Annotated in this window: 20 protein-coding genes; 8 read left to right on the top strand and 12 right to left on the bottom strand. The window is 70.0% G+C overall.

Annotation, left to right across the window (positions count from 1 at the left end; translation table 11 throughout):
* Positions 1–3: 3 nt before the first annotated feature.
* Positions 4–837, bottom strand: coding sequence for an alpha/beta fold hydrolase (locus tag ACIG36_RS14865; protein ID WP_399926808.1), 834 nt, complete (start codon positions 835–837; stop codon positions 4–6).
* Positions 838–1055: 218 nt separating this feature from the next.
* Here ACIG36_RS14865 and ACIG36_RS14860 point away from each other — a divergent pair, with 218 nt between their 5' ends.
* Positions 1056–1589 carry a hypothetical protein gene (locus tag ACIG36_RS14860; RefSeq protein WP_399926806.1) on the top strand — a complete coding sequence of 178 codons (534 nt, stop codon included), beginning with the start codon at positions 1056–1058 and terminating at the stop codon, positions 1587–1589.
* An 18-nt stretch (positions 1590–1607) separates the two neighbouring features.
* Here the strand turns inward: ACIG36_RS14860 and ACIG36_RS14855 are convergent, their stop codons facing one another.
* The 3 genes from ACIG36_RS14855 to ACIG36_RS14845 form a co-directional block, all read right to left on the bottom strand.
* Entirely contained in the window at positions 1608–2108 is a 501-nt protein-coding gene (locus ACIG36_RS14855) for a nucleoside deaminase (RefSeq protein ID WP_399926804.1), read from the bottom strand.
* A 129-nt stretch (positions 2109–2237) separates the two neighbouring features.
* The gene (cynS, locus tag ACIG36_RS14850; RefSeq protein ID WP_399926802.1) at positions 2238–2708 is read right to left on the bottom strand and encodes a cyanase; all 471 of its coding nucleotides are present in this window, start codon (positions 2706–2708) and stop codon (positions 2238–2240) included.
* Between the two features lie 155 nt (positions 2709–2863).
* Complete coding sequence (locus tag ACIG36_RS14845) at positions 2864–3469, bottom strand: carbonic anhydrase (protein ID WP_399926800.1); 606 nt, start codon at positions 3467–3469, stop codon at positions 2864–2866.
* Positions 3470–3594: 125 nt separating this feature from the next.
* On the opposite strand from ACIG36_RS14845, the gene cynR reads away from it, so the two are divergent.
* Both cynR and ACIG36_RS14835 read left to right on the top strand, forming a co-directional pair.
* The gene (cynR, locus tag ACIG36_RS14840) at positions 3595–4503 is read left to right on the top strand and encodes a transcriptional regulator CynR (protein WP_399926799.1); all 909 of its coding nucleotides are present in this window, start codon (positions 3595–3597) and stop codon (positions 4501–4503) included.
* Between the two features lie 284 nt (positions 4504–4787).
* On the top strand, positions 4788–6248 hold the full coding sequence (locus ACIG36_RS14835) for an NAD(P)/FAD-dependent oxidoreductase (RefSeq protein WP_399926796.1): 1461 nt from the start codon (positions 4788–4790) through the stop codon (positions 6246–6248).
* Between the two features lie 243 nt (positions 6249–6491).
* Here the strand turns inward: ACIG36_RS14835 and ACIG36_RS14830 are convergent, their stop codons facing one another.
* Complete coding sequence (locus ACIG36_RS14830) at positions 6492–7091, bottom strand: TetR/AcrR family transcriptional regulator (protein ID WP_399926794.1); 600 nt, start codon at positions 7089–7091, stop codon at positions 6492–6494.
* A 73-nt stretch (positions 7092–7164) separates the two neighbouring features.
* Here ACIG36_RS14830 and ACIG36_RS14825 point away from each other — a divergent pair, with 73 nt between their 5' ends.
* Entirely contained in the window at positions 7165–7992 is an 828-nt protein-coding gene (locus tag ACIG36_RS14825; RefSeq protein WP_399926792.1) for a class I SAM-dependent methyltransferase, read from the top strand.
* Between the two features lie 137 nt (positions 7993–8129).
* On the opposite strand, the gene ACIG36_RS14820 is transcribed toward ACIG36_RS14825, so the two are convergent.
* Positions 8130–8420, bottom strand: coding sequence for a hypothetical protein (locus tag ACIG36_RS14820; RefSeq protein ID WP_399926790.1), 291 nt, complete (start codon positions 8418–8420; stop codon positions 8130–8132).
* 192 nt (positions 8421–8612) lie between these two features.
* On the opposite strand from ACIG36_RS14820, the gene ACIG36_RS14815 reads away from it, so the two are divergent.
* Entirely contained in the window at positions 8613–12356 is a 3744-nt protein-coding gene (locus ACIG36_RS14815; RefSeq protein ID WP_399926788.1) for a helix-turn-helix domain-containing protein, read from the top strand.
* Positions 12357–12422: 66 nt separating this feature from the next.
* Here ACIG36_RS14815 and ACIG36_RS14810 read toward each other — a convergent pair whose 3' ends face one another.
* From ACIG36_RS14810 to ACIG36_RS14785, 6 genes are all read right to left on the bottom strand, one after another.
* Positions 12423–15980 carry a hypothetical protein gene (locus tag ACIG36_RS14810; protein WP_399926786.1) on the bottom strand — a complete coding sequence of 1186 codons (3558 nt, stop codon included), beginning with the start codon at positions 15978–15980 and terminating at the stop codon, positions 12423–12425.
* Positions 15981–16133: 153 nt separating this feature from the next.
* Entirely contained in the window at positions 16134–17804 is a 1671-nt protein-coding gene (locus ACIG36_RS14805; protein ID WP_399926784.1) for a hypothetical protein, read from the bottom strand.
* A gap of 69 nt (positions 17805–17873) precedes the next feature.
* On the bottom strand, positions 17874–18908 hold the full coding sequence (locus ACIG36_RS14800) for a polyprenyl synthetase family protein (protein ID WP_399926782.1): 1035 nt from the start codon (positions 18906–18908) through the stop codon (positions 17874–17876).
* Positions 18909–18911: 3 nt separating this feature from the next.
* Positions 18912–20246 (bottom strand): hypothetical protein, encoded by a 1335-nt coding sequence (locus ACIG36_RS14795; RefSeq protein WP_399926780.1) that lies wholly within the window; start codon positions 20244–20246, stop codon positions 18912–18914.
* Positions 20247–20346: 100 nt separating this feature from the next.
* A complete protein-coding gene (locus tag ACIG36_RS14790) occupies positions 20347–20712 on the bottom strand; it encodes a hypothetical protein (protein WP_399926778.1) in 366 nt (121 codons plus the stop codon).
* 94 nt (positions 20713–20806) lie between these two features.
* Entirely contained in the window at positions 20807–21748 is a 942-nt protein-coding gene (locus ACIG36_RS14785; protein WP_399926776.1) for a hypothetical protein, read from the bottom strand.
* Between the two features lie 434 nt (positions 21749–22182).
* Between ACIG36_RS14785 and ACIG36_RS14780 the strand changes: the two genes are divergently transcribed.
* The 3 genes from ACIG36_RS14780 (at position 22183) to ACIG36_RS14770 (ending at position 24584) form a co-directional block, all read left to right on the top strand.
* The gene (locus tag ACIG36_RS14780; protein WP_399926774.1) at positions 22183–23469 is read left to right on the top strand and encodes a hypothetical protein; all 1287 of its coding nucleotides are present in this window, start codon (positions 22183–22185) and stop codon (positions 23467–23469) included.
* A 125-nt stretch (positions 23470–23594) separates the two neighbouring features.
* Positions 23595–23828, top strand: coding sequence for a hypothetical protein (locus ACIG36_RS14775; protein WP_399926773.1), 234 nt, complete (start codon positions 23595–23597; stop codon positions 23826–23828).
* Between the two features lie 219 nt (positions 23829–24047).
* On the top strand, positions 24048–24584 hold the full coding sequence (locus ACIG36_RS14770) for a hypothetical protein (protein ID WP_399926771.1): 537 nt from the start codon (positions 24048–24050) through the stop codon (positions 24582–24584).
* Positions 24585–24654: the final 70 nt, after the last annotated feature.

Genomic DNA, 24654 nt, shown 5'->3' with positions numbered 1-24654 from the left:
GGGTCAGCTGGGCGTGGCGGCGTGCGGGGACAGCGAGGACCGCGCCTCGGCCAGGATCCCGGCGAGCTGCGTGGCGAAGGCGGCGGGGCATTGGGCGTAGCCGACGTGTCCGCCAGGGAACGCCACCAGTTGCCGACCGAGCCGCTGCGCGATGGCGACTGCCGGTCGGTGTACGTCGTAGGTGCTCGATTCCCGGCCGCCGGCCATGACGATGCTGTCCGCCACGGCCTCCAGCGCGGCGAGGTCGGGCACGCAGCGGGAGGACGGCAGCATCACGTGAGCCAGGAAGAATTCGTTGTTGTCGGCCGCTTCGGGCAGCTGTGGGGCCCGCCTGCCGCCGAAGAGGGACCGGAGACTGTCCAGGGCTGCCGGGCTCCCCTCCCGTTGGAACGTCGCGTACACCTCGTCGAAGAAGACGGCGTACTGTGCCGCGTCCGGCAGCAGCCCCATGGCAGGCGGTTCATGCACGACGGCCAGCCGCACCCGCTGCGGATCGCGGACCATGAGCTCCAGAGCGGTCAGCCCGCCGGCACAACTGCCGAACACCCGCACGGTCTCACCGTCCCGGGCGAGGAGGTCGAGCAGCCGCGCGGCGTCGTCGGCCTGGGTGCCGAGCCATGGTTCGGGCGGAGGCCCGTCGAGGCGGCTGCGGGAGATGCCGCGTGGGTCGTAGGTGACGACGCGGTGGCCGGCCGCGAGTTCGCCGGCCAGGTCCCGGAAGACCTCGGCGTCGGAGGCACCGCCCGGGATGAGCAGCAACAGCGGCCCTGCTCCACGGACTTCGAAGTACAGGCGTGCGCCCGGCACGGCCAAGGTGCCGGTCTTCAGCGTGTCCATCTCTCTCCAGCTCGCTTCGGCGCGGGCCCTGGGGAGGGCCGGTGGGGCGGCACGAGGCTACGCGTGGGCCGCCTGGCGCGGACAGGGGCAGGCGTGCGCGCCGGGGAGTGCGCGGTTCCCCGATCCCTGGCATCCGCCGGTGCTCCGGTGTGCCTGTCTGCGAACCGTGCAAGCGGGGCACTGTGTGCCTCATGGCCTTGACTGTGCAGAGATCGTCCGTGACGAAGCGCGGGAGGCGGCTGCGTGTGGTCGCTCTCGCGGCCGCTGTGATGTTCGGCGCGGCCGCTCCCGTGGTGCCGGCGTCCGCCCACCCCCGCGACTCCGGGCTGTTGCAGTGCCAGGGAACGGAGTCCATCAGCTACCACCCGGCGGTCACCCTCAAGCCGCGACACGTGCGCGTCACGGTCGACGGGCGCTTCACCTCCTGCACCGGGGGCCGGGGTGCGGTGCGCAGCGGTGGCTACCACGAGGAGTTCACGCTCTTCACGGGATGCAACAACCTTCTCGACGGGTTCCGAGCCCGCCGGACCTACAACTGGAACACCGGCGACTCCAGCACCGCCGACATCATCGGCAGCAGCACCGCCGTGGCAGGCCAGGTCGTCACCCCGGTCACCGGCACCATCACCCACGGCCGCTTCCACGGCCGGAAACTGCTCCAGGTCATCCCGGTGCCACAGCCGGGCGCGCTGCAGTGCCTGGCGGGCGGCGTCAGCGGCGCCACCGGGGTGACGACGTTGACGATCCTGTAGCCCGGCGGGCACCGCGGGTCAGGAGGCGGTGGGGGCGTCGGCCACGCGGCGGTCGCCGTCGTTGTTCTCCTGCCAGAAGCGGTACACCTCGACGGCGTCCTCGCGGGCCTCGTAGCGCATCGGCAGGCGGCGCTCGTCCCACGGCTTGGCGAACTCCTCGTAGAAGGTGTTCAGCTCGAAGTACTTGCGGTCGTCGACGTAGTGGGGCTCGTAGGCGTCGCGGGTAGTGAGGAAGACCACCTCGTCGGGGGAGCAGTAGTAGAGCGAGCCCAGGCACATCGGGCAGGGGTGGGCGAGTACGTAGATGGTGGTGCCGGTCAGGTGTTCCGTGCCGAGCTTCGTACAGGCCTCGCGGATGGCGAGGATCTCCGCGTGGGCGGTGGGGTCGTTGGTCTGGGCGACCTTGTTGGGGGACTCGGCGAGGATCTCGCCGTCCTTGACGATGACGGTCGCGAAGGGGCGGCCGCCTTCGGCGACGTTCTGCCGGGCGATGTCGATGGTGCGCTGCGCGAAGTCCATGAATGCCTCCAAAGGGAGCGGGGCCGGCCCGCGGGAGCGGGTGGGAGAGCGGGAAGTGGGAGGGGCGGGAGCGAACGGGCCGGAAGGTCCTGCTTCCGGCCCGCTCGGCTACCGGTGGGCCCGGGTGTGTCAGAAGGGCTTGGTCGGCAGGTACTTGCCGTCCAGGGTGATGACGGCGCGCTCGCCGCCCTCGGGGTCGGCGACCTTCTTCACGTCCAGCTTGAAGTTGATCGCGGAGATGATGCCGTCGCCGAACTGCTCGTGGACCAGGGCCTTGAGGGTGGTGCCATAGACCTGCAGCATCTCGTAGAAGCGGTAGATGGTCGGGTCGGTGGGGATGCCGCCGGGGATCGAACCGCGGGTGGGGATGGTCTGGAGCAGCGTCGCCGCGTCCTCGTCGAGGCCCAGCAGCTCGGCGACGGCCTCGGCGGAGGCCTTCGGCAGGGGGTGCTGGCCGAGGACGGCGGCGGTGGTGAAGGCGACCGACAGGCCGGAGGCGTCGGCGATCTGCTGCCAGGTGAGGTCCTTGCGGACCTTCGCCTCCACGGCCTGGACGGCCAGGGCCTGGCGGGCGGTGGGGTCGAACTGGGCGTGCACCATGAGAGGGCTCCTTTTCTGGGGGTGCCGGCCCTCGCGGGAGAGCGCGGGAGCGGCAGGTTCGTGGGTGTGGTGGTCCGGGTGTGGCGCGTTGCGCGGCACGGCCGGATCAGCGCCTGGGGGCCGGGCCCCGGCATGGGGTGTGGGCAGGGCCTGGGTCAGGACGCGAGAGCGGTGCCAGTGCCGGTGAGGTCGAGGGCTTCGACGCGCCCGGTGGCGATGTCGAAGACCCAGCCGTGCAGCGTCACCTTCTGCTCGGCCAGCGCACGGGCGACGGAGGGATGGGTGGTCAGGTTCGTCAGCTGCGCGTAGACGTTCTGGCGGACCAGGGCGCCGACCTTCTCCGGTCCGGCCGGCAGGTCGGCGGTACGGGCCACGGCGGCGTCCGCGTGCCGCAGCCAGTCGGCGACCACCGGCGCGCCGCTGAGGTCGTGGCCTTCGGCCAGGGCGGTCATTGCGCCGCAGGCGGAGTGCCCGCACACCACGATGTCGGTCACGCCCAGCACGGCGACGGCGTACTCGATGCCGGCCGTGACCCCGTTGGCACCGGGGGTGTAGGCGGGTACGAGGTTTCCGGCGGTGCGGATGACGAACAGCTCGCCCGGTTCGCCCTGGGTGATCAGCTCGGGTACGACACGGGCGTCCGAGCAGCCGATGAACAGCGTGTGCGGCGTGTGATGCCCGGCGAGGTGGGCGAACAGGCCCGCCTTGTCCGGGAAGACGTCCCGCTGGAAACGCGCGACGCCCTCGGCGAGGTCTGGCATGGGTCACTCCCTTCGGTGGTGGCCGGACCCGTGGGCCCGACGAGATCCACCATGCATGACCTGCGTCTATAGTGTCCAAGAGTTGCTGACCATGACTCCTATTGCTGGTGTCTATAGTTGCCTGCATGGCCACTCTGGAGCTTCGCCATCTGCGCTATCTGCTCGCCGTCGCCGAGCACGGGAACTTCACCCGTGCCGCCGAAGAGCTGCACATCTCCCAGCCCACCCTGTCCCAGCAGATCAAACAGCTGGAGCGCACCCTGGGTGTGCAGCTACTCGACCGCACCGGCCGCACCGTACGGCCCACCGACGCCGGCCAGGTCTACGCGGAGCACGCCCGCCGGGCGCTGCGGGACCTGGCCGCCGCCGAACGGGCCGTCCATGATGTGCAGGACCTCTCCCGCGGCCATCTACGCCTCGCGGTCACGCCGACGTTCACCGCCTACCTCGTCGGTCCGGTCATCGCCGAGCTCCACGCCCGCCATCCGGGCATCACCCTGACCGTCACGGAGGCGCCCCAGGACCGCATCGAGGCCGGCCTGGCCGGCGACGAGGTCGACCTCGGCATCGCCTTCACCGGGCCCCACCCGCCCGGCATCGCCGCCACACCGCTGTTCACCGAGACCCTCAGCCTCGTCGTCGCAGCTGCACAGCACGCCGCCGCCGACGGCCGGCCGTTGCCGGTCCAGGCCCTCGACCAGAAGCAACTGGTACTGCTCAGCAGCGACTTCGCCACCCGGGGCCACATCGACGCCTACTTCACCCGCCACCGCGTCCACCCGGGCATCACCGTGGAAGCGAACTCCATCCAGGCCCTCACCGAAATCGTCCAGCGCACCGGCCTGGCCACCGTCCTGCCCGACGCCATCACCCACGACCACCCCCACCTCACCCCCGTCCCCCTCGACCCACCCCTGCCCACCCGCACCGTCACCCTGCTCACCCGCGAGAACGCCTACCAGTCCGCCGCCGCCCGCGCCTTCACCCGGCTCATCCACGACCACGTCGCGAGCCGCGCCTATGCCCCCGCCTGACGGGAGACGACCGCCTGCCCTGTGGCGGGTTGACCAGGGTCTGTGGGCTGACCCACGGCCGAAACCCGCGCTCGCGGCGGGCGTGTGGCGCGCGAGGGGCTCTTGACGCGGACCTGTCGCACGGGCTTCCAGCCCGGCACTGTCCTTCAACACATGACCGGGTTGCCCGTGCACTGGTAGCCCGACCTCCGGGGCAGGGGGTGGGCCTGCGCGGCAGGCCGGCCTGGCCGGTGTCTCGTTCGCGGTCTTCCGCTCGGCGGGCCCGCCCTGTTCCCATTCCGGGAATGGTGAAGGACATGACGGCCGATGTGGTGATCGCAGGGAACGGCGTGCTGGGCCTGTCTGTTGCCGTGGAGTCGGCGTTGAGGGATCCCGCCCTGCGGATTGCCGTGGTCGGCCCGCAGGCGCGTCCCGGGGCGGCTTCCGTGGCGGCCGGGGCGATGCTCAACTGCTTTGCCGAGGTCACGAGGCGTACCGGTGAACATCCCGCGTCCGGGGCGAAGTTCGCGTTGGCGCGCGAAGCGGCCCACTTGTGGCCGGCCTGGCTGGAACGGCTCGCGGAAGTGGGGCGGCACGCGGCGGTTCCCGTCAGGGTCGCCCGGGGAACCCTCGTCGTGCTGGGTGCGCGTTCCACCGATGACGGTGTGGGGAGCATGCGGGCGATCCGTGCGGCTGCCCAGGAGCACGGCGAGCCCTTCCAGGACGTGGATCCCTACGGGATCGGCTTCCTGGAGCCGGAGGCGGGCGACCAGCCCGTGGACGCGCTGTACCTGGAGAACGAGGGGGCGGTCGACGCCCGGCGGGTTCTCGGGGCTCTGGACGCCGCTGCGTCCGGCCTCGGCGTCACGCGCGTCGCCGACGAGGTGACGTCCCTGGTGACGGCCAGGGGCGCGGTGACCGGGGTGCGGCTGTTCTCGGGAGCGACACTCGAGGCGGGAGCCGTCGTCCTGGCGGCGGGTGCGGCGACCGGGCACCTGATCGAGCAACTGCCCCCGGGCACGGTGCAGCCGATGCTGAATGGGACGGGCGTTGCGCTGGATACCCAGCGTGTGCGGGGCGAGGCCGTACCGTACGTCGTGCGCACGCCCACCCTCGTCGGCGGCTGCGGGCTGCACGTGGTGCCGCTCGGGGACGGGGCCGAGTACCTGGGCGCGACCAACCACGTGCGCGTCGACGTACCCGCGGGACCGCGGCTGGGGCTCGTCCAGGCGCTGCTGTCCGGCTTCATCGCGCAGTTCGACCGGAACATCGCGTTCTCGGCCGTGCGGTGCTGGCACTACGGCCTGCGGCCGGTCACGCTGGACACCTTTCCGCTTCTGGGCCGCGCGCCGCTGCCGGGTCTGTTCTTCGCGACGGGGACCTATCGGGACGGTTTCCACAGCTCCCCTGCGATCGCCCGCTACCTGGCCGGGCTTCTGACCGGCGCCGCGGGCCCGGAGAACGACCCGTACGCGGTCTTCGCGCCCGGCCGGAGGCCCATCGAGACGATGACGGTGGACGACGCGGCGGAGCGCTTCGCGGAGATGGCGCTCCTCGTCGCCGTGGAACGCGGTATGCGGCTGCCGTACATCTTCGACACGGAACCGATCGCCACAGCGTGCCGACAGCTGGCGCGCGAGTGCGTGGAACGGCTCGGCGTCCCGGTCGCGCTGGCGCCGGAGGTCCTCGGCGCAGTGTCCGAGGCCGAAGCGGACCGGGTCCGGCAAGTGGCCGACTATCTCGGTGCTGCGGCCGCCTGTCCCTGATCACCATGGCACGGCGGGAGCGGACGCCTCGTCAGACCGTCCACCTCCGGCCCCCCTGCCACGGTCGGCCGTACCGTACCTCGCACTCCAGCTCCGGGCCGGGTGGTTCCGGCTCGTCCGGTGGTTGTCCGGTCGCTCTCTTCAGGCTCATGCACACGACGACGGTCCGGGGCGACTACGTGAAGGCCGTCTCTTCTGCGCGCCGGTGTCCGAACCTTGGGTATGCGCCTGCTGCGGGGCCGTTCACCGCAGCGGTTCTTGCTCAACGCCGGCAATGACTGCGGTGACGACTTTGCCGACGTCTCCGGCCTCTGGCGGGATGCCTTGTCGGTCGGCGAACAGCATGTGCGCGGCTCCGACGAGAGTGGGAGCGAGTGTGCCGACGTCAGCATCCGCACGGATGCGGCCGAGTTCACGCTCGGCAGTGAGGTAGGAGGCGATCGCGGTCGCGGCATCGGTCAGGATCGGGACGCCGGCGGGCCTGACCTCGCGCAGTCGCGCGCGCAGGCCGTCCCGCGAGGTGACGAGGCTGACGACAGCCACCGCAACCGACTCGAAGAGATCCAGCAATACCTGGGTGAGGTTGTGGGCGACCGTGCCGGTTCCGGCGGACTCGCGCAGGGCGGCGGCCTGGTCGTCGATACGGGCGATGCGGTCCAGTACGAGCTCGGCGAGGAAGACGTCGAAATCGGCGAAGTGTCGGTGCAGGACGCCCTTGGCGCAGCCTGCCTCCGTGGTGACCGCCCGGCTGGTGAGCGCGCTCGGTCCGTCCCGGAGCAGGACGCGCTCGGCGGCGTCGAACAGTTGGCCGCGCACGTCGCGGAGGGCTACTCCCGTGGGCATCGTGCAACTCCTTGTTTTCTCGACCGGCCCGTTCGGATTGACGAGTGGGCATGTGCCCACTGATAGTGGGCACATGCCCACTCTACCTCCGGAGCGAGCTCCTCGCTCAGCACACGCGTCCCATGAGAACCGGCAGTTAGCGGAGTCGTTCGGCTCGGACGCCGAACGCTACGACCGGGCTCGGCCCGGCTACCCCCAAGCGCTGGTGGACCGGATCGTTGCCGCCGGCCCCGGCCGTGATGTCCTGGATGTCGGCTGTGGCACTGGCATCGTGGCCCGGCAGTTCGAGGCCGCCGGATGCCGGGTGCTGGGTGTCGACGTCGACGCTCGGATGGCCGACCTGGCACACCGGCGCGGACTCGACGTCGAGGTCGCGGCGTTCGAGGCCTGGGATCCGGCAGGACGAAGGTTCGATGCCGTCGTTTCCGGACAGACCTGGCACTGGGTCGACCCGGTCGCTGGAGCTGCCAAGGCGGCACAGGCTCTGCGTCCACGCGGTCTGCTGGCCCTCTTCTGGAACGCGGGCCAGCCCTTGCCCGAAGTAGCGGAAGCCTTCGCCGAGGTCTACCGCCGAGTGATGCCCGACTCTCTCGCCGCACGCCAATGGGCGGTGCCGGCCGTGGACGGGTACACGGCACTGTGCACCAAGGCAGCTGATGGGATACGGGAGGTGGCTGGGTTCGCCGACCCCGAGCAGTGGCGATTCGACTGGGAACGGCCCTATACACGGGACGAGTGGCTGGATCAGCTACCCACCCAGGGCGCCTTCACCCGACTTCCGCAGGCCCAGCTGGAGGGAGTGCTGGCCGGCGTCGGCGCCGTCATCGACGCGGCAGGCGGCAGCTTCACGATGCGCTACGCCACCGTGGCAGTCACCACGGTGCGAACGGACACCCCCTGACCCGCCTCTGGGGTCAATCCACTGCTTCCTGATGCGGGCCCTGCGCCCAAGTTGCCGGCCTGCCAGTTACCCGCTGAGACCGGGGGGCGGCCGACCACGGTGGTCAGCCACCCCCCTTTCGCTACGGGGCCACCCTGCTAGTCCTTGACCAGCAGCAGCAGGTGGTAGGACCTGCCGTACCAGTCGCACTTCCACCTCTCGACCAGATTCGGGTTGGCGTCCTTCCACTGCTGGCCGCGCCCGTCGCAGGCTACCTTCCGATTGAAGGTCTCGCCGGTGTCCCACCAATACGAGAGGACACCTGCTGCGGACGAGGGCGCAGCCGGAGCGGTGGCAGTTACCGTCTGAGCCTGTGCCGGCGCAGCGAGGCCGCCGAGCGCGAGGGCGGTGCCCACGGCAGCGGTCGCGAGAACGTGACGAATACGCATGCTTCTCCCTTTGCGGTTCCCCTGGAGCGGTCATCCGCCGCTCGCATCACCGAGTTCAGCAGCCGACGCATTGTTCGGCAGGGCTGGTCCGGCGCCCGAACAATGACCGAACGCGCCCCTGTGCGAGGCACGTCGCGGTGCGTAGCGTGGCCGCCCCGGTCTGCTGCGGGGCGAGCGGCGAGGGGAGGCGTTGTGGCGGGGCGACGCGAGGTGCCGGTGGATCCGGAAGCGGGTCCGGTGCAGCGGTTCGCGTTCGAGTTGCGCAGGCTGCGAGCCGAGGCGGGTGGCACCACCTATCGGGACCTGGCGAAGCGGGCCGGGTATTCGATCACCACGTTGTCGCAGGCAGCGGCGGGCGAACAGCTGCCGACGCTTCCCGTGGCGCTGGCCTACGCAGCGGCGTGCGGGGGCGATGCGGCGGAGTGGGAGCTGCGGTGGAAGCAGGCAGTGGAGGAGATCGCCACCTCCACAGAGGAGGACGGGGAGGGTGGAGAGCCGCCGTACCGGGGGCTGGCCAGGTTCGAGACCGGGGACCGCGGCCTGTTCTTCGGCCGTGACCGACTCACCGCCGACCTCCTCGAACTGCTGAGCCGACGGCGGGTGGCCGCGATGTTCGGCCCGTCGGGCAGCGGCAAATCCTCCCTGCTGCGCGCCGGACTGATCCCCGCCCTCCAGAACACTCAACGGTTCGGCGGCCTGCGCCCGGCCGCCATCCGGATCCTTACTCCCGGGGAGCGGCCGGCCCGCACCCACGCTGCTCTCCTCACCCCCAGCGACACCGACAGCGGCCCGGCGGACACGTTGGTGATCGTCGACCAGTTCGAGGAAGTCTTCACCCTCTGTCACGACCTGGCCGAACGTGCCCGTTTCCTGGACCTGCTCCTGGCGGGCCGACGGCCCGAGAGCCGGTTGAGGGTCCTCATCGCGGTGCGCGCCGATTTCTACGGCCGTTGCGCCGAACACCGTGATCTGGCTGAGGCGCTGCGTGACGCCAACCTTCTGGTCGGCCCGATGACCCCATCGGAACTGCGCGACACCATCATCGGACCGGCTGCGGCCGAAGGGCTGACCGTCGAGCGGGCCCTGACCTCCCGCCTCGTCGAAGAGGTCGCCGACGCCCCGGGCGGGCTGCCGCTGTTGTCGCACGTGCTGCTGGAGACCTGGCGGCGACGGCGCGGCAAATTGCTGACCGTGGCCGGTTACGAGGCGGCCGGCGGCCTGGAGGGTGCCGTCGCCAAAACCGCCGAGGACGTCTACGCCCGGTTCACCCAAGAGCAGGCGGTCGCGGCCCGACATATGCTGCTGCGTCTGGTCGCCCCCGGCGAGGGCACTCCCGACACCCGCAGGCCCGCACGACGGGAGGAGCTCGAGGCCCCCAGCCGGCGAGAGGCCGCCCAGGTCCTGGAGGCTCTCGCCCGAGCACGCCTGCTCACCCTCGACGACACCATCGTCGAGATCGCCCACGAAGCCTTCCTCACCGCCTGGCCGCGGCTGCGCGGCTGGATCGAGGAGGACCGCGAACGCCTGCGAGGCCACCGGAAGCTGACGGAGGCGGCCCAGGCCTGGGAGCAACTGGGGCGCGATGCGGGAGCTCTGTACCGGGGCAGCCGCCTGATCACCGCCCAAGAACAGTTCGGCTCCGGGCGGACTGCAGGCCTCACCGACCTCGAGCATGCCTTCCTCACCGCCAGCGTTGCCGCGCGCGATCAAGAACAGGACGCGGCTGTCCGCGCCGCCCGGCGCCTGAGCGCCCTCACCGCGACGCTGTCCGTACTGCTGGTCCTCGCGGTCACCGCGAGTCTGATCGCATGGCGGCAGACCCGGACCAGCGACCAGCAGCGCAGGGCCGCCGATGCCGCCCGGCACGTCGCGCTGTCCCGGCAGCTTGCCGCACAGTCCGCTGCCCTCATCGGCACCAACCCCGACCTGGCCTCCCTGCTGGCGGTCCAGGCCTACCGCACCGACCCGACAACCCAGGCCTTGGAAAGCCTCTATGCCGCCTCCGCCGTGCCACTGCAGCGCAGACTCATGGGACTCACGGGGTCCGCGGTGTCGGTCGCATTCGCTCCGGATGGGGGCACGCTGGCCACCGGCAGTGACGACGGACTGCAGTTGTGGGACATCAGCACCGGGCGCCTGCCCGGAAGGCGGGTCAAGTACAGCGAGGCGACGGTCTCCGTGGCGTTCAGCCCGGACGGGCGCACCCTGGCCACCGTCGGCCTCAGCGGCGGAGTGCAGCTGTGGAACGCGACCACGGGAAGTCCCCACACGAATTCCATCGATTTCCCCGAGTCCTTGGGCACCGCGGGCTCCGGCCCCACCGTAACCGTGTACTCGGTGGCGTTCACCCCGGACGGAAGCACGCTGGCCACCGGCAGTGACGACGGCATCGTGCGGCTGTGGGACACCGGCACCGGACGCCTCCGCGGGAAGTTCGCCGAGCAGAGCGGAGGGACACGCGCGGTGGCATTCGCCCCGGACGGGCGCACCTTGGCCACCCGCGGCGATGACGGCACGGTGCGGCTGTGGGACACGGAAGCAGGCCGCAGCCAAAGGAGCTTCCCAGGGCGCGCCAGTGGCGAAGGGGCCACGGCGGTGTTCAGCCCGGACGGCCGTCTCGTGGCCAGCGACGGTGCGGACGGCACTGTCATGCTGTGGGACACCGGCACCGGACGTCTCCGCGGCAAGTTCGCCGAGCAGAGCGGAGGGACGCGCTCGGTGGCGTTCGCCCCGGACGGCAGCACGTTGGCCGGCGGCGGTGACGACGGGATGGTGCGGCTGTGGGACATCAGTACCGGACGTCTCCGAAGAAGCCTGCCCGGCCATGCCCACGGCGTGTCCTCCATGGCGTTCGCCCCGGACGGGCGCACCCTGGCCACCGCCAGCGACGACGGCCTGCGGCTGTGGGACATGACAGCCGGCCAGTCCCGGACCCTGCTTTCCGGACACATCGAGAAAGCGGACTCGATGGTATTCGGCCCGGACGGCCGCACCCTGGCCACCGGCAGCTCCGGTGTTCGGCCAGTACGGTTGTGGGACATGGCTGCCGGCCGCCTCCGCGCGAGCCTGGCCGAACACACCAAAGAGACGGCCTCGATGGCATTTGCCCCGGACGGCCGCACCCTGGCCACCGGCAGCAACAGATTCGGAGTGGAGCTGTGGGACACAGCCACCGGACGACTCCGCGGAATGCTTGACGAGCAGAGCGAAGGAACGCGCTCGGTGGCGTTCGCCCCGGACGGCCGTACCTTGGCCACCGCCGGCAACGACGGCCTGCGGCTGTGGGACACGGCCACCGGACGCCTGCGAAGAAAACTGGTCGTAGGCACCGCTGTGGTCGCCTCGGTGGCATTCGCCCCGGACGGGCACACCCTGGCCACCGGCGGCGACGACGGCACGGTGCGTCTCTGGGACACGCGAACCGGCCGCAGCCGAAGGAGCTTCCCCGGGCACGCCGGTCAAGCCGCCTCGGTGGTGTTCAGCCCTGACGGCCGCGCCCTGGCTACAGGCGGCGTCAAAGACCGGACGGTGCGGCTGTGGGACACCGTCACAGGTCACAGCCTCGGAGCCCTGGCCCGGTACACCGGTCAGAGCGGCTCCGTGGCGTTCAGCCCGGACGGGCGCACCTTGGCCACCGGCAGCAGCGACGACCACACGGTGCGGCTGTGGGACACGGACACCGGCGGCGTGCTGGCCACGCTGTCCGGGCACACAGGCCCCTTGTTCTCCATGGCGTTCAGCCCGGACGGGCGCACTCTGATCACAGGCAGCGCCGACCAGACCGTGCGGCGGTGGGATGTCGCCCTGCCCACCCCCACCGCGGCGATCAGCAAGATATGCCGCGCCGTCGGCCGTGACCTCAGCCCGCAGGAACGTGCGGTGTACCTGCCGGATCAGCCACCCCACACCGCGTGCCCGGGTGCGCCCGGATCGTGAACCGCCCTCTTGCCCCGACTACGTCGCCGTGCTGCCCGGGACGGACCGACGCGCCCCCTCCACCCCCTAGGTGAGCTCCGCCGCCTTGGTCGTTGCGCAGTCCTTCATCGCGTCCCAGATGCCCTCGCCCAGGCTCTCGAAGAGCTTTTCCGGGTTGTCCTTGAGGTATTGCACGATGTCGTCCCACTTCTGGATGCCGAAGGTCAGGTCCAGGCCGAAGGAGACCAGGTGGACGCCCGCGAGATACGCGTCGCAGCCGGCGTTGAGGCTCAGGTTCGCGCCGGTGCCGTCGATCTTCAGGTCGAAGCCGCCGTGCGCCTTGATGCCGACCAGGGTTCCGCCGGCGATGGGGATGCCCCCGAGGAGGACGCCCCGGGGGATGTCGACGCTGAAGTCCAGGCCGACGGACGCGGCGGCATGCAGGCCGCCGGCCGTGTCGAGGATGCAGCTGATCTCCGAGGTGAGGATGTTAAGGAGGTGGGCCTCGAGGGTGAAGGCGAAGCCTTTGGCGCCGAGCTCGGCCTCGACCGCGACGGAGAGCCCGAGGAGGGCGATCTTTCCGGAGAGGTAGAGGATCTTCTGCGGCAGGTGGTGGTCCTTGATGCCCCGGGTGTCGAGGAGGTACTGGGGGCCTTTGGTGCCGCCCTTGTCCGAGAAGGTGAACCAGTCTCCGATAGTGAGGGGCTGGGCGATCACACTGTTGGCGTAGATGCCGTCGTTGCCGACGCCCACCTCGAAGCGCCAGTTGTTGCCGAGGAAGTCGATGTCGCCCTTGCCGTAGTAGCCCTGGTCCCAGTGCTCGCCCAGCGGGCTCGTCCAGCCGCCGGGGACCGTCACGGCGCAGAACATCAGCTCGTGCAGCACGATCTTCTTCAGGAAGGCGAGCTCCTCCGGCGGGGAGAAGACGATCGCCAGGATGTCCCACAGGGAGACGCCCTTGTCCTTGTCGGGGGTGGTGAGGGAGAACCGGAAGACCGTGACGAAGGGTTCCGGTTCCAGGCCGCCGACGATGTCCAGCTCCAGGCCGGCATCGCCGACCCGGATGGATCCGCCCATGCCCAGGGTCAGGCCGCTCGTCCCGCCGCCGATCTGGGCCCAGAACGCCTCGATGTCGAAGCCGTCGATGCCGAAGGCGTTCTTCCAGGCGGGGCCCGGCTGCGGGGCGGCGATCCCGGTCAGGCGGTGGGTGGCGTCATGCACGAGCTGACCGTTCGCGCCGGTGACGGGCACGGCTGAGAGGGCCGTACCGCCCGGTTTCTCCAGCGCGAAGGCGTACTGCCCCGGGGCGAGTTGCCCGGCGATCGTCCCGAGGGCGTGGTCGGCGGGCTTGAGGGTGAGGAAGAGGGACAAGCCCTCCTTGGACACCGTTCCCCCGGCCACGAACTGCAGGAGCGTCTCCGGCGACGAACCCATCGCGGGAACGGTGAAGTTCCACGAGGTCTTGAGCGTGATCCTGAGCTGGGCCGGCTGGATCTCCACGTCGAGTCCGCCGAAGCCGGGCCGCAGTTTCTGCTCGGCGATCGAAGCCCGGAACACCGAGTTCCGCACCGGTGAGGCAAGGACCGCCTGCAGGTGGACGCCGGTGGCGACGCCCTCGAACAGCGCCTTGAGCGGCTCCAGCGGTCCGGTGAAGCCGATCTCGGTGAAGAAGGTGAGGCCCTTGTCCAGGGTGGACGGGAGCGTGTCCGGGGGAGAGCCCGCGTCGAGGGTGACGCCGTCGGCGGAGCAGACGGCCAGGCCGGACTTGCTGAAGGTGATGTCCCCGAGGATGCCCAGGACCTCGGACCATCCCTGGACCTGGTTCGGCGCCCACGTCCAGCCGTTCTGCCAGAAGGCCGCGGCGAAGAGGGTGCCGGAGCCGCCCTTGGCCGCCTTGCCGACCAGAGTCAGTGCCTTGGTGCCGGAGAAGTCGACCGTGCCGGCGATCGCGAGCTCGTAGCCCTTGCCGTCGGCGGGCTCGCCCGCCTGGGCGCCGCCGAGGCGCAGCTTCACTGTGGAGTCGTGCAGCTCGACCCTGGGCAGACCGTCGGGAAGGGGTACGTCGATGCGGCAGGCGAGGGCTTCGAGGAGGGCTGTCAGGTCGGTCTCGGGGAAGGTGCCACCGAGTTCGAAGGTGCCGGGGAGATGCCAGGCGGCGTCGAAGAGGATGCTGCCGTCGCCGCCGACCGGGCCGAGCTTCGCCTTCGCGGCGAGGGTGCCGGTGGTCTTCGCGGCCTCCGCCCCGTCCTTCTTGCGCTCCAGATCCAAGGACGCCTCGTCGAGCTGCAGGCGGGACGCACCGATGTCGATGTGCCACTCCGTGGTCACGGCGGCCGACAGCCCGTATTCGCCCTGCGTGGGTACGGCCGTGCCGTGGAACTTCTTCAGCGTCAGGTCCGGCACTCCGTTGAGGTCGGCCTTCGGGAGGAAGTGGTGGAGCACCTCCTTGAGCTGCGCCGGCGTTTCCTCGGACAGGGTGAGTTCGAAGCGGCCGGGCGGGATCGCCGCCGAAGCGTGCAGGGCGACGGAGCCCGCCACGGTGAAGTCCCCGTAACCGGTGACGGTGGCGGAGCGGCTCGGCTGGAGTGGTGCGGTGACGGTCAGCTGAGCGCTGACGCCCGTCACGGCGAGGTCGTCCCCGGCGATCGGCCAGGCGACCTCGGGCCTCGCCGCGGCCTTGACGGTGACCGCGGTCAGGGCCTTGGCCAGGCCCTGACCGGTCTTCGTCACGTCGATGGTGACGCTGAGCTCGGTGATCCGGACGGCGTCCCCGAGGGTGAACCCCTGAGTGGTCAGCTGCTGAACCGCCGGACCGGTGCCGTACCACCCTTCGAGGACGCCCGTCCCCACATCGCCGCCCGGCAGCGCGTCCACAGCGAGCACGATCTCGTTCCCGGCCACGGGGACCGACGCGCTGACGGTCACGCCGATGCCCTTCGCCAGCACGAGGTCCCCGGCCAGGCGCAGCCCGTACGTGGGCGACGGGCCGTCGCCGCGCGAGCCGGCCCACAGGTAGAAGTCCCCGCCGAATTCCTCCGAGGGTTCGGGCACGGAGCGCAGCGCGATCTCCGTAACGACCTGGTCTCCGACGGGGCGGCGCTGCACGGGCCCGGTCAGCGAGAGGGAGCTTTGTCGGCCGCGGACCAGTGCGACGAGGGCGCCGAGCGGTTCCGGATCCCGGACGTCGGGTGCGTGGAGGGTGAGGCCCCGGCCGATGGCGGGGCGGCCGCCGCGGGCGGGGCGGGAAACGGAGGTGAGCAGGAGCTCGGGCAGGGGTGCGTCGAAGGTGAGGCCGGCCAGGTCGCTGCTCTCGGTGTCGGGGAAGGAGGTGGCCAGTGTCCAGCCCGTGGGCGTCGCGAGGGGGAGGAAAAGGGTCGGGTCGTGATTGACCGGGTCCAGGCCGAACTCCATGCCCGTGACCTGGGCGTCGGTTATGCCCAAAGCGCTGAGTTCGCCGTTCACGATGATGGTGTTCGTCTCCGGGTGGTCCTCGCGGTGGAGCGCGGCGATCGTGAGGGTCTTGTCGTCGAGCCAGGTGCCGACCAGTGCGGCGGCCGGCCCGCTGCCGAGGTCGGCGGCCGCGAGGGTGAGGGTGTCGCCGGTGGTGTGCCGGTCGAGCAGGGCTTGGAGTTCGGTGAACTGCATGCGCGGGGGCCTTCCAGGCGGTGGCGGGGGAGGGCGGTCGGTCGTACGGGAGGGGCTGGTACGGGACGTGTGCGGGAGGAGTGCGGGAGCGGTCGTACGCGGACGGCTCGGCGCCCGTACCCGCTCCCGCACTGCGGTCAGCCCGTCAGTCCCTCAGCCCGCCAGCTTCGCGGCGATCACCTTGCGGGCGTTGTCCGTCAGGGCCTTGGCGATGTCGTCCTTGCGCTGGACGGCGCCGTCCTGGACGCCCTTGATGAAGTCGCCCTTGATGTCGCGGGTGTTGAGGATGTCGTGCACCGCCTTGTCGGGCAGCCCGTCGACATGGACGTTGATGTCGAGACCGTCGGAGTCGATATCGACGGTGAGCGAGCGCACCTCGACGGTGAGGGCGTCGGCGTCCGGGCCGGAGAAGGACAGGCCGAAGGCCGCGGAGGGGTGTCGCACGGTGGTGTTCATGGTGCCGTCGATGTGATCGCCGGACTTGAAGGTCGCTACGACCGAGGCCGTGATGGTGATCGGTGACTGCGAGATCCGGCCGAACCGCAAGGTCGCGTCGACGCCCTCGGCCACCAGTGAGGCGTCCTCGACGGGGATGAGCACGTCGGCGATGCCGTTGATCGTGACGTCGTTCAGGGTGAAGTTGACGGAGACGCCCATCACCTGGTGGTCCCCGAGGTCGATCGTGTCGATCGACAGGGGATCGAGCTTCGGGTCGCTGGTGGACCGGACGACGGTCGGCGGGTAGAAGCCGGATCCGGTGTCGTTGAGCGAGGCCCGCACCCGGTCGAAGAGGTAGACCTCCAAGGGGCCGTCACCCTGCGGTGGCCGGCCGGTGTCCGCCGGGAGCGCGCCCGTGCCGAAGACGTTGTCGAGCGCCTTCGCCAGCTGGCCCGTGACGGAGCCGGAGAACTGGGTGCGGAAGTCGTCCGCGTTGAGGGCGTCGGCGAGTTTGGCGGTGAGGGCCTTGGCGGCGTCGGGGCTGTTGAAGGCCGTCACGGCCGACCGCTTCCAGATCTCCTTGTTGAGGTCGGAGACCGTGTCGCCCTCGATCGTGAGGTGGTCCTGGTCGAGAGTGAAGACCGGGGTGCCGACGGTGGCGACCGACTCCACGGTGACCTTCGCCGTGCGGCCGCTGCCGGTCCCGGCCACCTCGATGTTCAGCCCCACGTCGAATACGAGGCCGGTCACGGTGACGCGGAACTGGCCGAGCCCCTCGATCTTCTGGGACGGCCAGTCCACCCCGTACGCGTCCAGGCCCTTGAGTAAGACCTGGGTCGGCGGCTTGAGGCCAGGGGTGCGGGGAGCGTCGATGACGATGACGTGCTGGTCGAGCTGGTAGTGCCCGTCGATCGTGATCTGTGGCTGGTAGCCGTGCGAGTCGTAGGCGGCGGTCGTGACCCTGACGATGCCGCGGTATCCGTTCTCCGTGGGGGCGAGGCCGGTCAGGTCTCCCACCTTGGCGTTCGGCAGGCCGGCCACGGTGACCTGGCTCAGCGCCAGCGTGGGGTACTGGTCCGTGTTGCTGCGCTGGCTGATGAACGCTTCGAGGTTGGCGGGCAGATCCGGAACCCCGGCGTCCTTCGCCTTCTTGAAGGCCCGCTTCACGAAGATCCACCAGGCGTCGGCGATGGTGTCGCCGATGGTCACGCCCTGATCCCCGGCGAGCGCCCCCAGGGGCCACGCGTCCACCGACAGCGGCGACAGCTGACGTCCATCCGGGGTACGGATCGTCTCCAGGATCTTCGGCAGCCAGTACGAACTGTCCGGGTTATTGATCCGCTTGTGCATGGTGGCGTAGACGAAGTCGACCAGGTCCGTGGTCATGATGATGCTCCTCCTGCGGCTGTGGGCGGTGTCGTGTGCGGTAGGGGGAACGGTGTTGGGACCGCCCGTTCAGGGCGTCCGGTCGACGATGTACAGGGCCAGGTCCTCCAAGGCGTACCGGTAGCGGCTCGCCGGGAAGGGGCGCAGCAGCTCGATGGCCTCCAGTGCCTGGGCGCGCGCGTCGGCGTAGGCGCGGGAGAAGGCCGTGCTGGCGCGCACCTCGGCGACGCACCGCTCCAGCCCGGTGGCGTCCACGGGCTCCCCGCGCAGGACACGGCTGACCCGGTGGTCGGGGCCCAGCTCCTCCATCGCGTAGACCAGGGGGAGGGAGGCCCGGCGCCGCAGCAGGTCCATGCCGCGCGGTTTGCCGGAGTCGGCCTCGTCCTGGGCCAGGTCGAACAGGTCGTCCATGATCTGGAGGGCTCTGCCGATCCGGCGCCCGTAGAAGCCGGCCCGGCGGGCGTCGCTGCTGCGCCCGCCGGCGAGGGTGACGCCGGCCTCGGCGGCGAGGCCGAAGAGGACGGCGGTCTTCCGGTCGGCCGTACGCCGGTAGTGCTGGACCAGCTGTGCGGTATCCAGGCTCATGTCGGTGCGCAGCTCGTCCAGTTCGCCGCAGCCGATCTGGAACGCGGTGTCGAGGACGAGCTCGACCAGCGCCATGTCACGGTCCCGGTCGATGGCCCGGACGAAGCCGCGGATCGCCTGGACGAACTGGAGGTCGCCGACCAGGACAGCGGTCTCCGTACCGCGCGCCGCGTTGACGGACGGAAGCCCGCGGCGCAGGGCCGAGCCGTCGACGATGTCGTCGTGAATCAGGGTCGCCACGTGCAGCATTTCCAGGGAGACGGCTCCTTGGACGGCCTTGCGAGGCAACGGGGCGCCACCGTGGACCATCCTGGCGGCGAGCAGCAGGACGGCGGGCCGCAGCCGCTTCCCGTGCCGGTACAGGGCGCGCTCGGTGTCGCTGAGGTAGTCCTCCTGCGGTGCGAGGGCCTCGGCGAGGAACTCGTCGAAGGGCGGCTGGTCGTCGGCCAGCAGCTCCGCCCAGATACCGGTGGTGACGTCCTCGGGCGGAGCGGTGGACGTGTCGTGGAGGAGCAGCACGGATCAGGACCGTCCGACCTGGGGAAGGGCGTAGCCCGCGATCCGGGTGAGGACGGCGTGCCGGAGGGTCTCGGCGATCGCGTCGCGGAGCAGTTCCTGGACGAAGAGCATGGTGCGCAGCCGCTCCCTGGCCACCTCTGCGACCGTCCCCTGCCAGCTCTCGTCCTCGATGCTCAGCGCGAGGGAGGGCAGGGTGACGGTGGCGTCGTCCCGTGCGGGGTCCACGGTGATGCGGATGTCCTCCAGCCGTGCGGAGCAGGCGCCCAGGTGGAGGGTGTCGGTCGCCGCGGGCCGGCGCTGCGCCTTGAGACGGTAGGCGTTCTTCCCGAACTCGCGGATGTGGGTGCGCTGTTCGGTCGACAGCGGAAGCCAGTCCTCGGGTTCGTCCTCTTCGGTCAGGGTGTACGTCCCATCGGCCAGTGCCTTGTGACGTGCGAGCTCTTCCTCCGTCGTGGTGGGGAGCTCGCCGGTGTGGTCGTCGATGGCGGTGTAGACGGCGGACTGGGACATCGGTTCGGTGTCCTTGCCCGTGTTGCCGGTGGTGCCGACGACTTTGGCGAAGTCGAAGGATGCCAGCGCGGCGTCTGTGTACTGCTGCTTCTTCACCTCGTCCGTCGCGTCGTCGGCCATGTAGGCGAGGGTGTTGGCCAGGTTGCTGTGCTGCTTGAACGCGTGGGCGTTGTAGGCGACGCCCGTCTGGGAGTCGTGCCAGTCGTTGATCGCCGGTTGGGCGCTCAGCCCTGATTCCGGCAGCACCGATTCCGGGTTCGTGGTGTCGTAGGTCTGCTCGGACATCCGCCGGGTGACGCCCTCGGCCTTCCACAGCTGCCTCAGGCCGTAGGTGTCGTCCGGGTCGTCGAAGGCGTCGTAGTAGCTCTCGTTGTGCTTCCCGTACGTGATGAGTAACTGCTGGCCGTTCTCGCTCTGCATCAGCTTGTCGCGGTGCGCGTCGGCGCGGTCGCGCCACTTCTGCAGGGTGTCCGGGTCCGGCGGGTCGTGCGGGGCGGCGGCGCGGCTCGCGGCGGGGAGGGTGGGCTGCCGCGCCTCCTCGGAGAGCGGGCGCAGATTGCCGGCGGTGTCGACGTCGCGGATCTCGTCGGGGCGGGCGTCGAGCGCGTACCGGCCGGTGAGGACGAGCGCCGGTATGCGGTAGGTGTCCTCCTGCCCGGCGACGGGCTCCGGCAGTCCTTCGGCCTGTACTTGGAGTGCGCCGAAGCGGATGCTGAGGGAACCGGTGGGGTAGCCGACCGTGCCGGGCATCTCCACGGTGCGGGCGAGGGGGTAGCCGGGGGTGTCCGCGAGGTGGAGGGGCAGGGCTTCGGGGTGCGGGGTGCTCACGTACGTCTCCTGCGGTGAGTCGGACCGGTGGGCGGAAGGGGCTGGTCAAGGGAGGGTTCAGGGCGGGTCAGCGGCGGCTCAACGGCGGGTCAACGGCGGGTCAGGAGACGGCGGCGGTCCCGCTGATCATGAGCATGCCGTCGTGGGATCCCAGCTCCGGTGATGCCAGCCGCACGTGGACGGTCCCGCCGCCGACCGGGATGTCACAGCCGATCGGCTTGCCGAGCGGGATGTCGGGGGACAGCCCCTTGACCTTGTCCTTGACGATGGGCGGGGCCGCCAGGGCGAGGGCGTTGACGAGGCCCGTGAGTGGGGCGGCGAGGACCGATTCGGGCTTGAAGGTGACTCGACGGAGGTCGAGGTCCGTCACCTTCACGGTGAGGGCCGTGGCCGTGAGGCCGGTGGCCTTGACCGTGACGACGGGTGGGTCCGGGTCGTAGGTGACATTGAATTCGACGGCGGCCATGGTGGTGCTCCTCCTGAGTGGTCGGTGCGATCGGGTGCGCCGGGGCGGCCTGATGGGTCTGGTCGGCCTGATCGGTCTGACGTGCCCCGTCAGGTCACGACTCGTGGCCGGCCTTGGTGAGGGCGCAGCCGCCGCTGCCGTCCGGCGAGATGGGGACGAGGTCGAGTTCGACGTGCCAGTCGATGTCGACTCCGGCCGAGGCCGTGGTCGGGTCGCTGCCGATCGTCAGGTTCGTGGCCCGCCGGAAGGTGGCGTCCCACTTGGCCGAGGCGAGGAACTTGACCGTCTTGTCGCCCTTGGCCAGTTGCTTGTTCTCGTACTGCTTGATCGCTGCCGTGAGGAGCGTGGTCAGCAGACCCTTGCTGATCAGCGTGAACACCTGCTTGTCCGTCGGCCAGTCCACGGGGTCGGCGCCGGCTGCGCCCACCGCTGACGGCTTGCTCACCTTGGCCGCCGACGCGAGGACCAGGTGCGTCGGGATGACGTCCAGCCGGACGAGGTTCAGGGTGACCGTCTGCCCGAAGAGGTCCTGGGCCGGGATCTTCAGCCCCTTGAGGAAGGTGGCGCCCTGCGTGAGGAGGGTGGGGACCACGACGTTCTTGACGATGATGCTGGTCGGGCCGTCCGGGAGGTTCTCCAGCCAGGCGCCCAGGGGGACGACCGTGATGCCGCCGCCGTCCAGTTTCAGCTGCAGGGCCACCGTGACCTTGCCGGTGACCCGGGGGAGGGCCGTGTCGCCCACCTTGCAGTCCGCCTGCAGCTTCTGGGCAACGAACTGCAGTACCCCGGAGTCCGGGAGGACCGTGACGCCGTCGGCCTTGATCATCTTGGCCCAGAGGTCCTTGTCCGGCGGGGCGAGGACGAGGGAAGGGGCGTCCAGGAAGTCCCAGGCGAAGGTGTAGGTCGTGCCCTCGATGGGAGCCGGGGTGACGCTGCCCCGGAACGCTTCACGGTGCTGCTGGTAGGCCTTCTGGAGACCGGAGTTGATCGCGTCCTTACCGACTCCGACAGCAAGATCGAAATTTGAGTTGCTCACGCCGCCATGAAAGGGCAACCCCGACGGCCGCCACCACGGCTTCCCGTGCGCTGGCGCAAAGGAATGCTTGAGCGGTTCCGATCCGGCCGCCCTCCGCGCGGGGCGCGTCGGGGGCGCAGGAACGGGGCGGATGCCGGGTGTCATTCGGTGTGACCAGGGGCGGGGCCATCCATGACTGGCCATGTTCGCGACGGGTGCCGTGACATCCCACGCGGCCAACTCGCCGAAGAGGAAGGCCAGTTCCGGCCTCACGGGCTTCCGGAAATGTTCGCCTCCGTGCCACGCGGGGCCGTATTGCCGGATTCGGCGCTACCGGTCGATGATGTGAGGCCGCCGTCGACGGAAGGTCGTCGTCGGCCGTGCGACCCGTCGGAATACCGGGCTTCGCTTCGGCGAAGCCCGTGATCACCATCTCGGACAGGGGGCGTCGGAACATGAGCTACGACCTTGCAGTCGGAGTCGATGTCAGCACCGTGAACAGGGCGGCCGAAGAGGTCTACAGCCAGCTGTACCCACGGTACTTCACCGGTTCCCAGCCGTACGACGCCGGAGGCACCCAGGTCACGGTGACGTGGAACGTCAAGACCGCCCCCGTCTTCGACCTCACCCCGGTCACCCACTCCGAGGAGGAGTTACGCGCGCACTTCGCCCAGGGCGGGGCCGGGCGGTTCACCGAGGACGAGGTGGCGGAGTACGCGACCGCCCTGCGGAACTCGCTGGACGGGAGCACCTTCCAGGTCGTCCTGCGCCAGGTCCACGTCACCGTCGACACGGGTGGTGGCGACCTGGTGGAAGGGGACGTGACCGTGACGGTGGACGTCCAGGCCACCACGTCCCCGTCCGGCCTCCTCACCCTGAACCCCCTCAAGGCCGTGGCCAGTGACACCAGCAAGGTCCAGAAGATCATTCTGGACAACGTCGTGCTGCCCGCCGTCCTCGACCGGTCCCGTCAGATCCTCTCGGGCATCAAGCTGCCCAAGCCGGACATCCCGCTGCTGGACCTGTCCGTGCCGGTCCCCGTCATCCAGCCGCAGCGGGCCGTGGCCGCCATGAACCTGGTGGAGCACGGCGTCCCGCAGCCGCCGTTCCCCGAGACCTGGCCGACGAGCCCGTTCTTCGCCCTGCTCGGCAAGGACACGGTCCAGCGGATCGTCCAGGCGGCCACCGCGTACCTCGAGGGGAAGACCTTCCCCGCCGGCGACTCGAAGGACTTCGGGGTCGGCACCGGCTACTACAAGGCGACCGTCGCCGTGCACGACGTCCAGTGCGAGGTCGTGGACACCGACGTCCCCACTGTGCGCGTCCACGCCGCCGTAGCGGGCAGCGGTAGCGCCGGCATCAACTGGGTCTGGGGCGGATCGACCGACGTGTTCTACGACCTGCGGCTGGAGCCCGACCCCACCATCACGCTCACCCTGTCGATGTCCGGAACCACGCTCAAGGCCAGGACGGACAGTGTGAGCTCCTTCGACCTCAAGATCTATCCGCATGGCGACATCGTCAGCGTCATCGCCTCCTGGGTGGCCAACGCCCTCTCGTCCACCCTCGGCCGACTGGTCGCCGACGAGCTCCACGGCATCGAGTTCACTCTGGGCAGCCTCCCGGCCATTCCCGTCGACGTGGACCCGGTCCACCTCGACGTGACCCCGTCGGATCTGACCCTCGGACGCTTCGGGGACGCGCTGTCCCTCCAGGGCGACGTGTCCATCACCAAGCGGTAGCAGCCGGCAGAGGCGGAGGCAACGGCGGTGGCGATGGCTCCGAGAGGGGCCCCTATGTGTTTGGCCAAGGTCGAAGACCAGTAGGTTCGTGTGGTCGAGGCCGTGGACGAGCCATAGGGGTGTGCATGGAGAACAGCCAGGTCACGATCAAGCTCACGAGTGACGAGGCACTGGTGCTGTCGCACTGGCTGGAGAAGCTGCAGATGACGGATCTCAGCCGCGTTGTCGACGATCCGGTGGTCTGGGCACCGATCCATCGGATTGCCGGAACGCTGGACAAAGCGCTTCCTGAGCTGTTCACGCCTGACTATGACCAGAGGCTCGAGGCCGCTCGCCGGCGGCTTCGGCCGGCGGACTGACCGGGCGGTCTGAACTCTCACCTGTCGAAGCGTGTTCGGGTTCGTGGAAGGTTCCGTTTCGGAGCATCGCGAACAGGACGTCAGCCCTGCGTCCGGCGAGGCAGGGCAGGGAACGCGCCGATCCACCCAGGCAACGAGCGCACTGGCGACCTTATGCCGAAACCGACCCGGCGCAACCCGTTTCCGCAGTTCAGCCTATCTACTGCCATAATCCTCGCCATGACTGCGACCCGGGTATTGGCAGAGTTCGGCCTGACGGCCAAGATCGGGCCGGTCGGTTGTCATGCCTCCCTGCCCGAGCTGGTGGAGGCGTTGGGGCAGCCCTTCATCGGTGACCCCGTGAGCGAGGGATGCCGCTGGCCACGCTGGTTCGGCTACGGCAATCTGCAGTTGGTCGTCTGCAGCTGTCGGCTGGTGATACAGGTCATCATCCCGGTGTGGCACGGGGAGATCGAAGTTCCCGATGCACGGGCGCAAACGATGGTCAGCTATCCGTCGGAAGTGACGTACTCCCAGTTCACCGCCGCGTTGGACGCCGCGGGATGCGGCTGGCGCCGGGGGCAGGACTTCCCCGGGCAATGCACCGTGGAGACTGAGGTGGACGCAGTCCGGACTGAGTTCGTATTCGTCACCATGGAGGACTACGACGGGCCCCTGCTCGCGGACCCGGTGCTGAACAAGGCCGTGTCCTCCGCATTCCACGACTGCCCACCCATACCCACAGGCCAGGAGAGCGATGGCTTCGGCGCGAGCTGATCGACCTTCGTCCGCTCCGGCTTGAGCATCCCTGTATATGCGAGCTGACAACTAGGGTTGTCCCGTAAGT

It is taken from the genome of Streptomyces sp. NPDC053048 (assembly GCF_044547045.1).
Taxonomy (GTDB): domain Bacteria; phylum Actinomycetota; class Actinomycetes; order Streptomycetales; family Streptomycetaceae; genus Streptomyces.
Note: the sequence above shows the minus strand (reverse complement) of the source record. Positions and strands in the feature narration are given on the sequence as shown.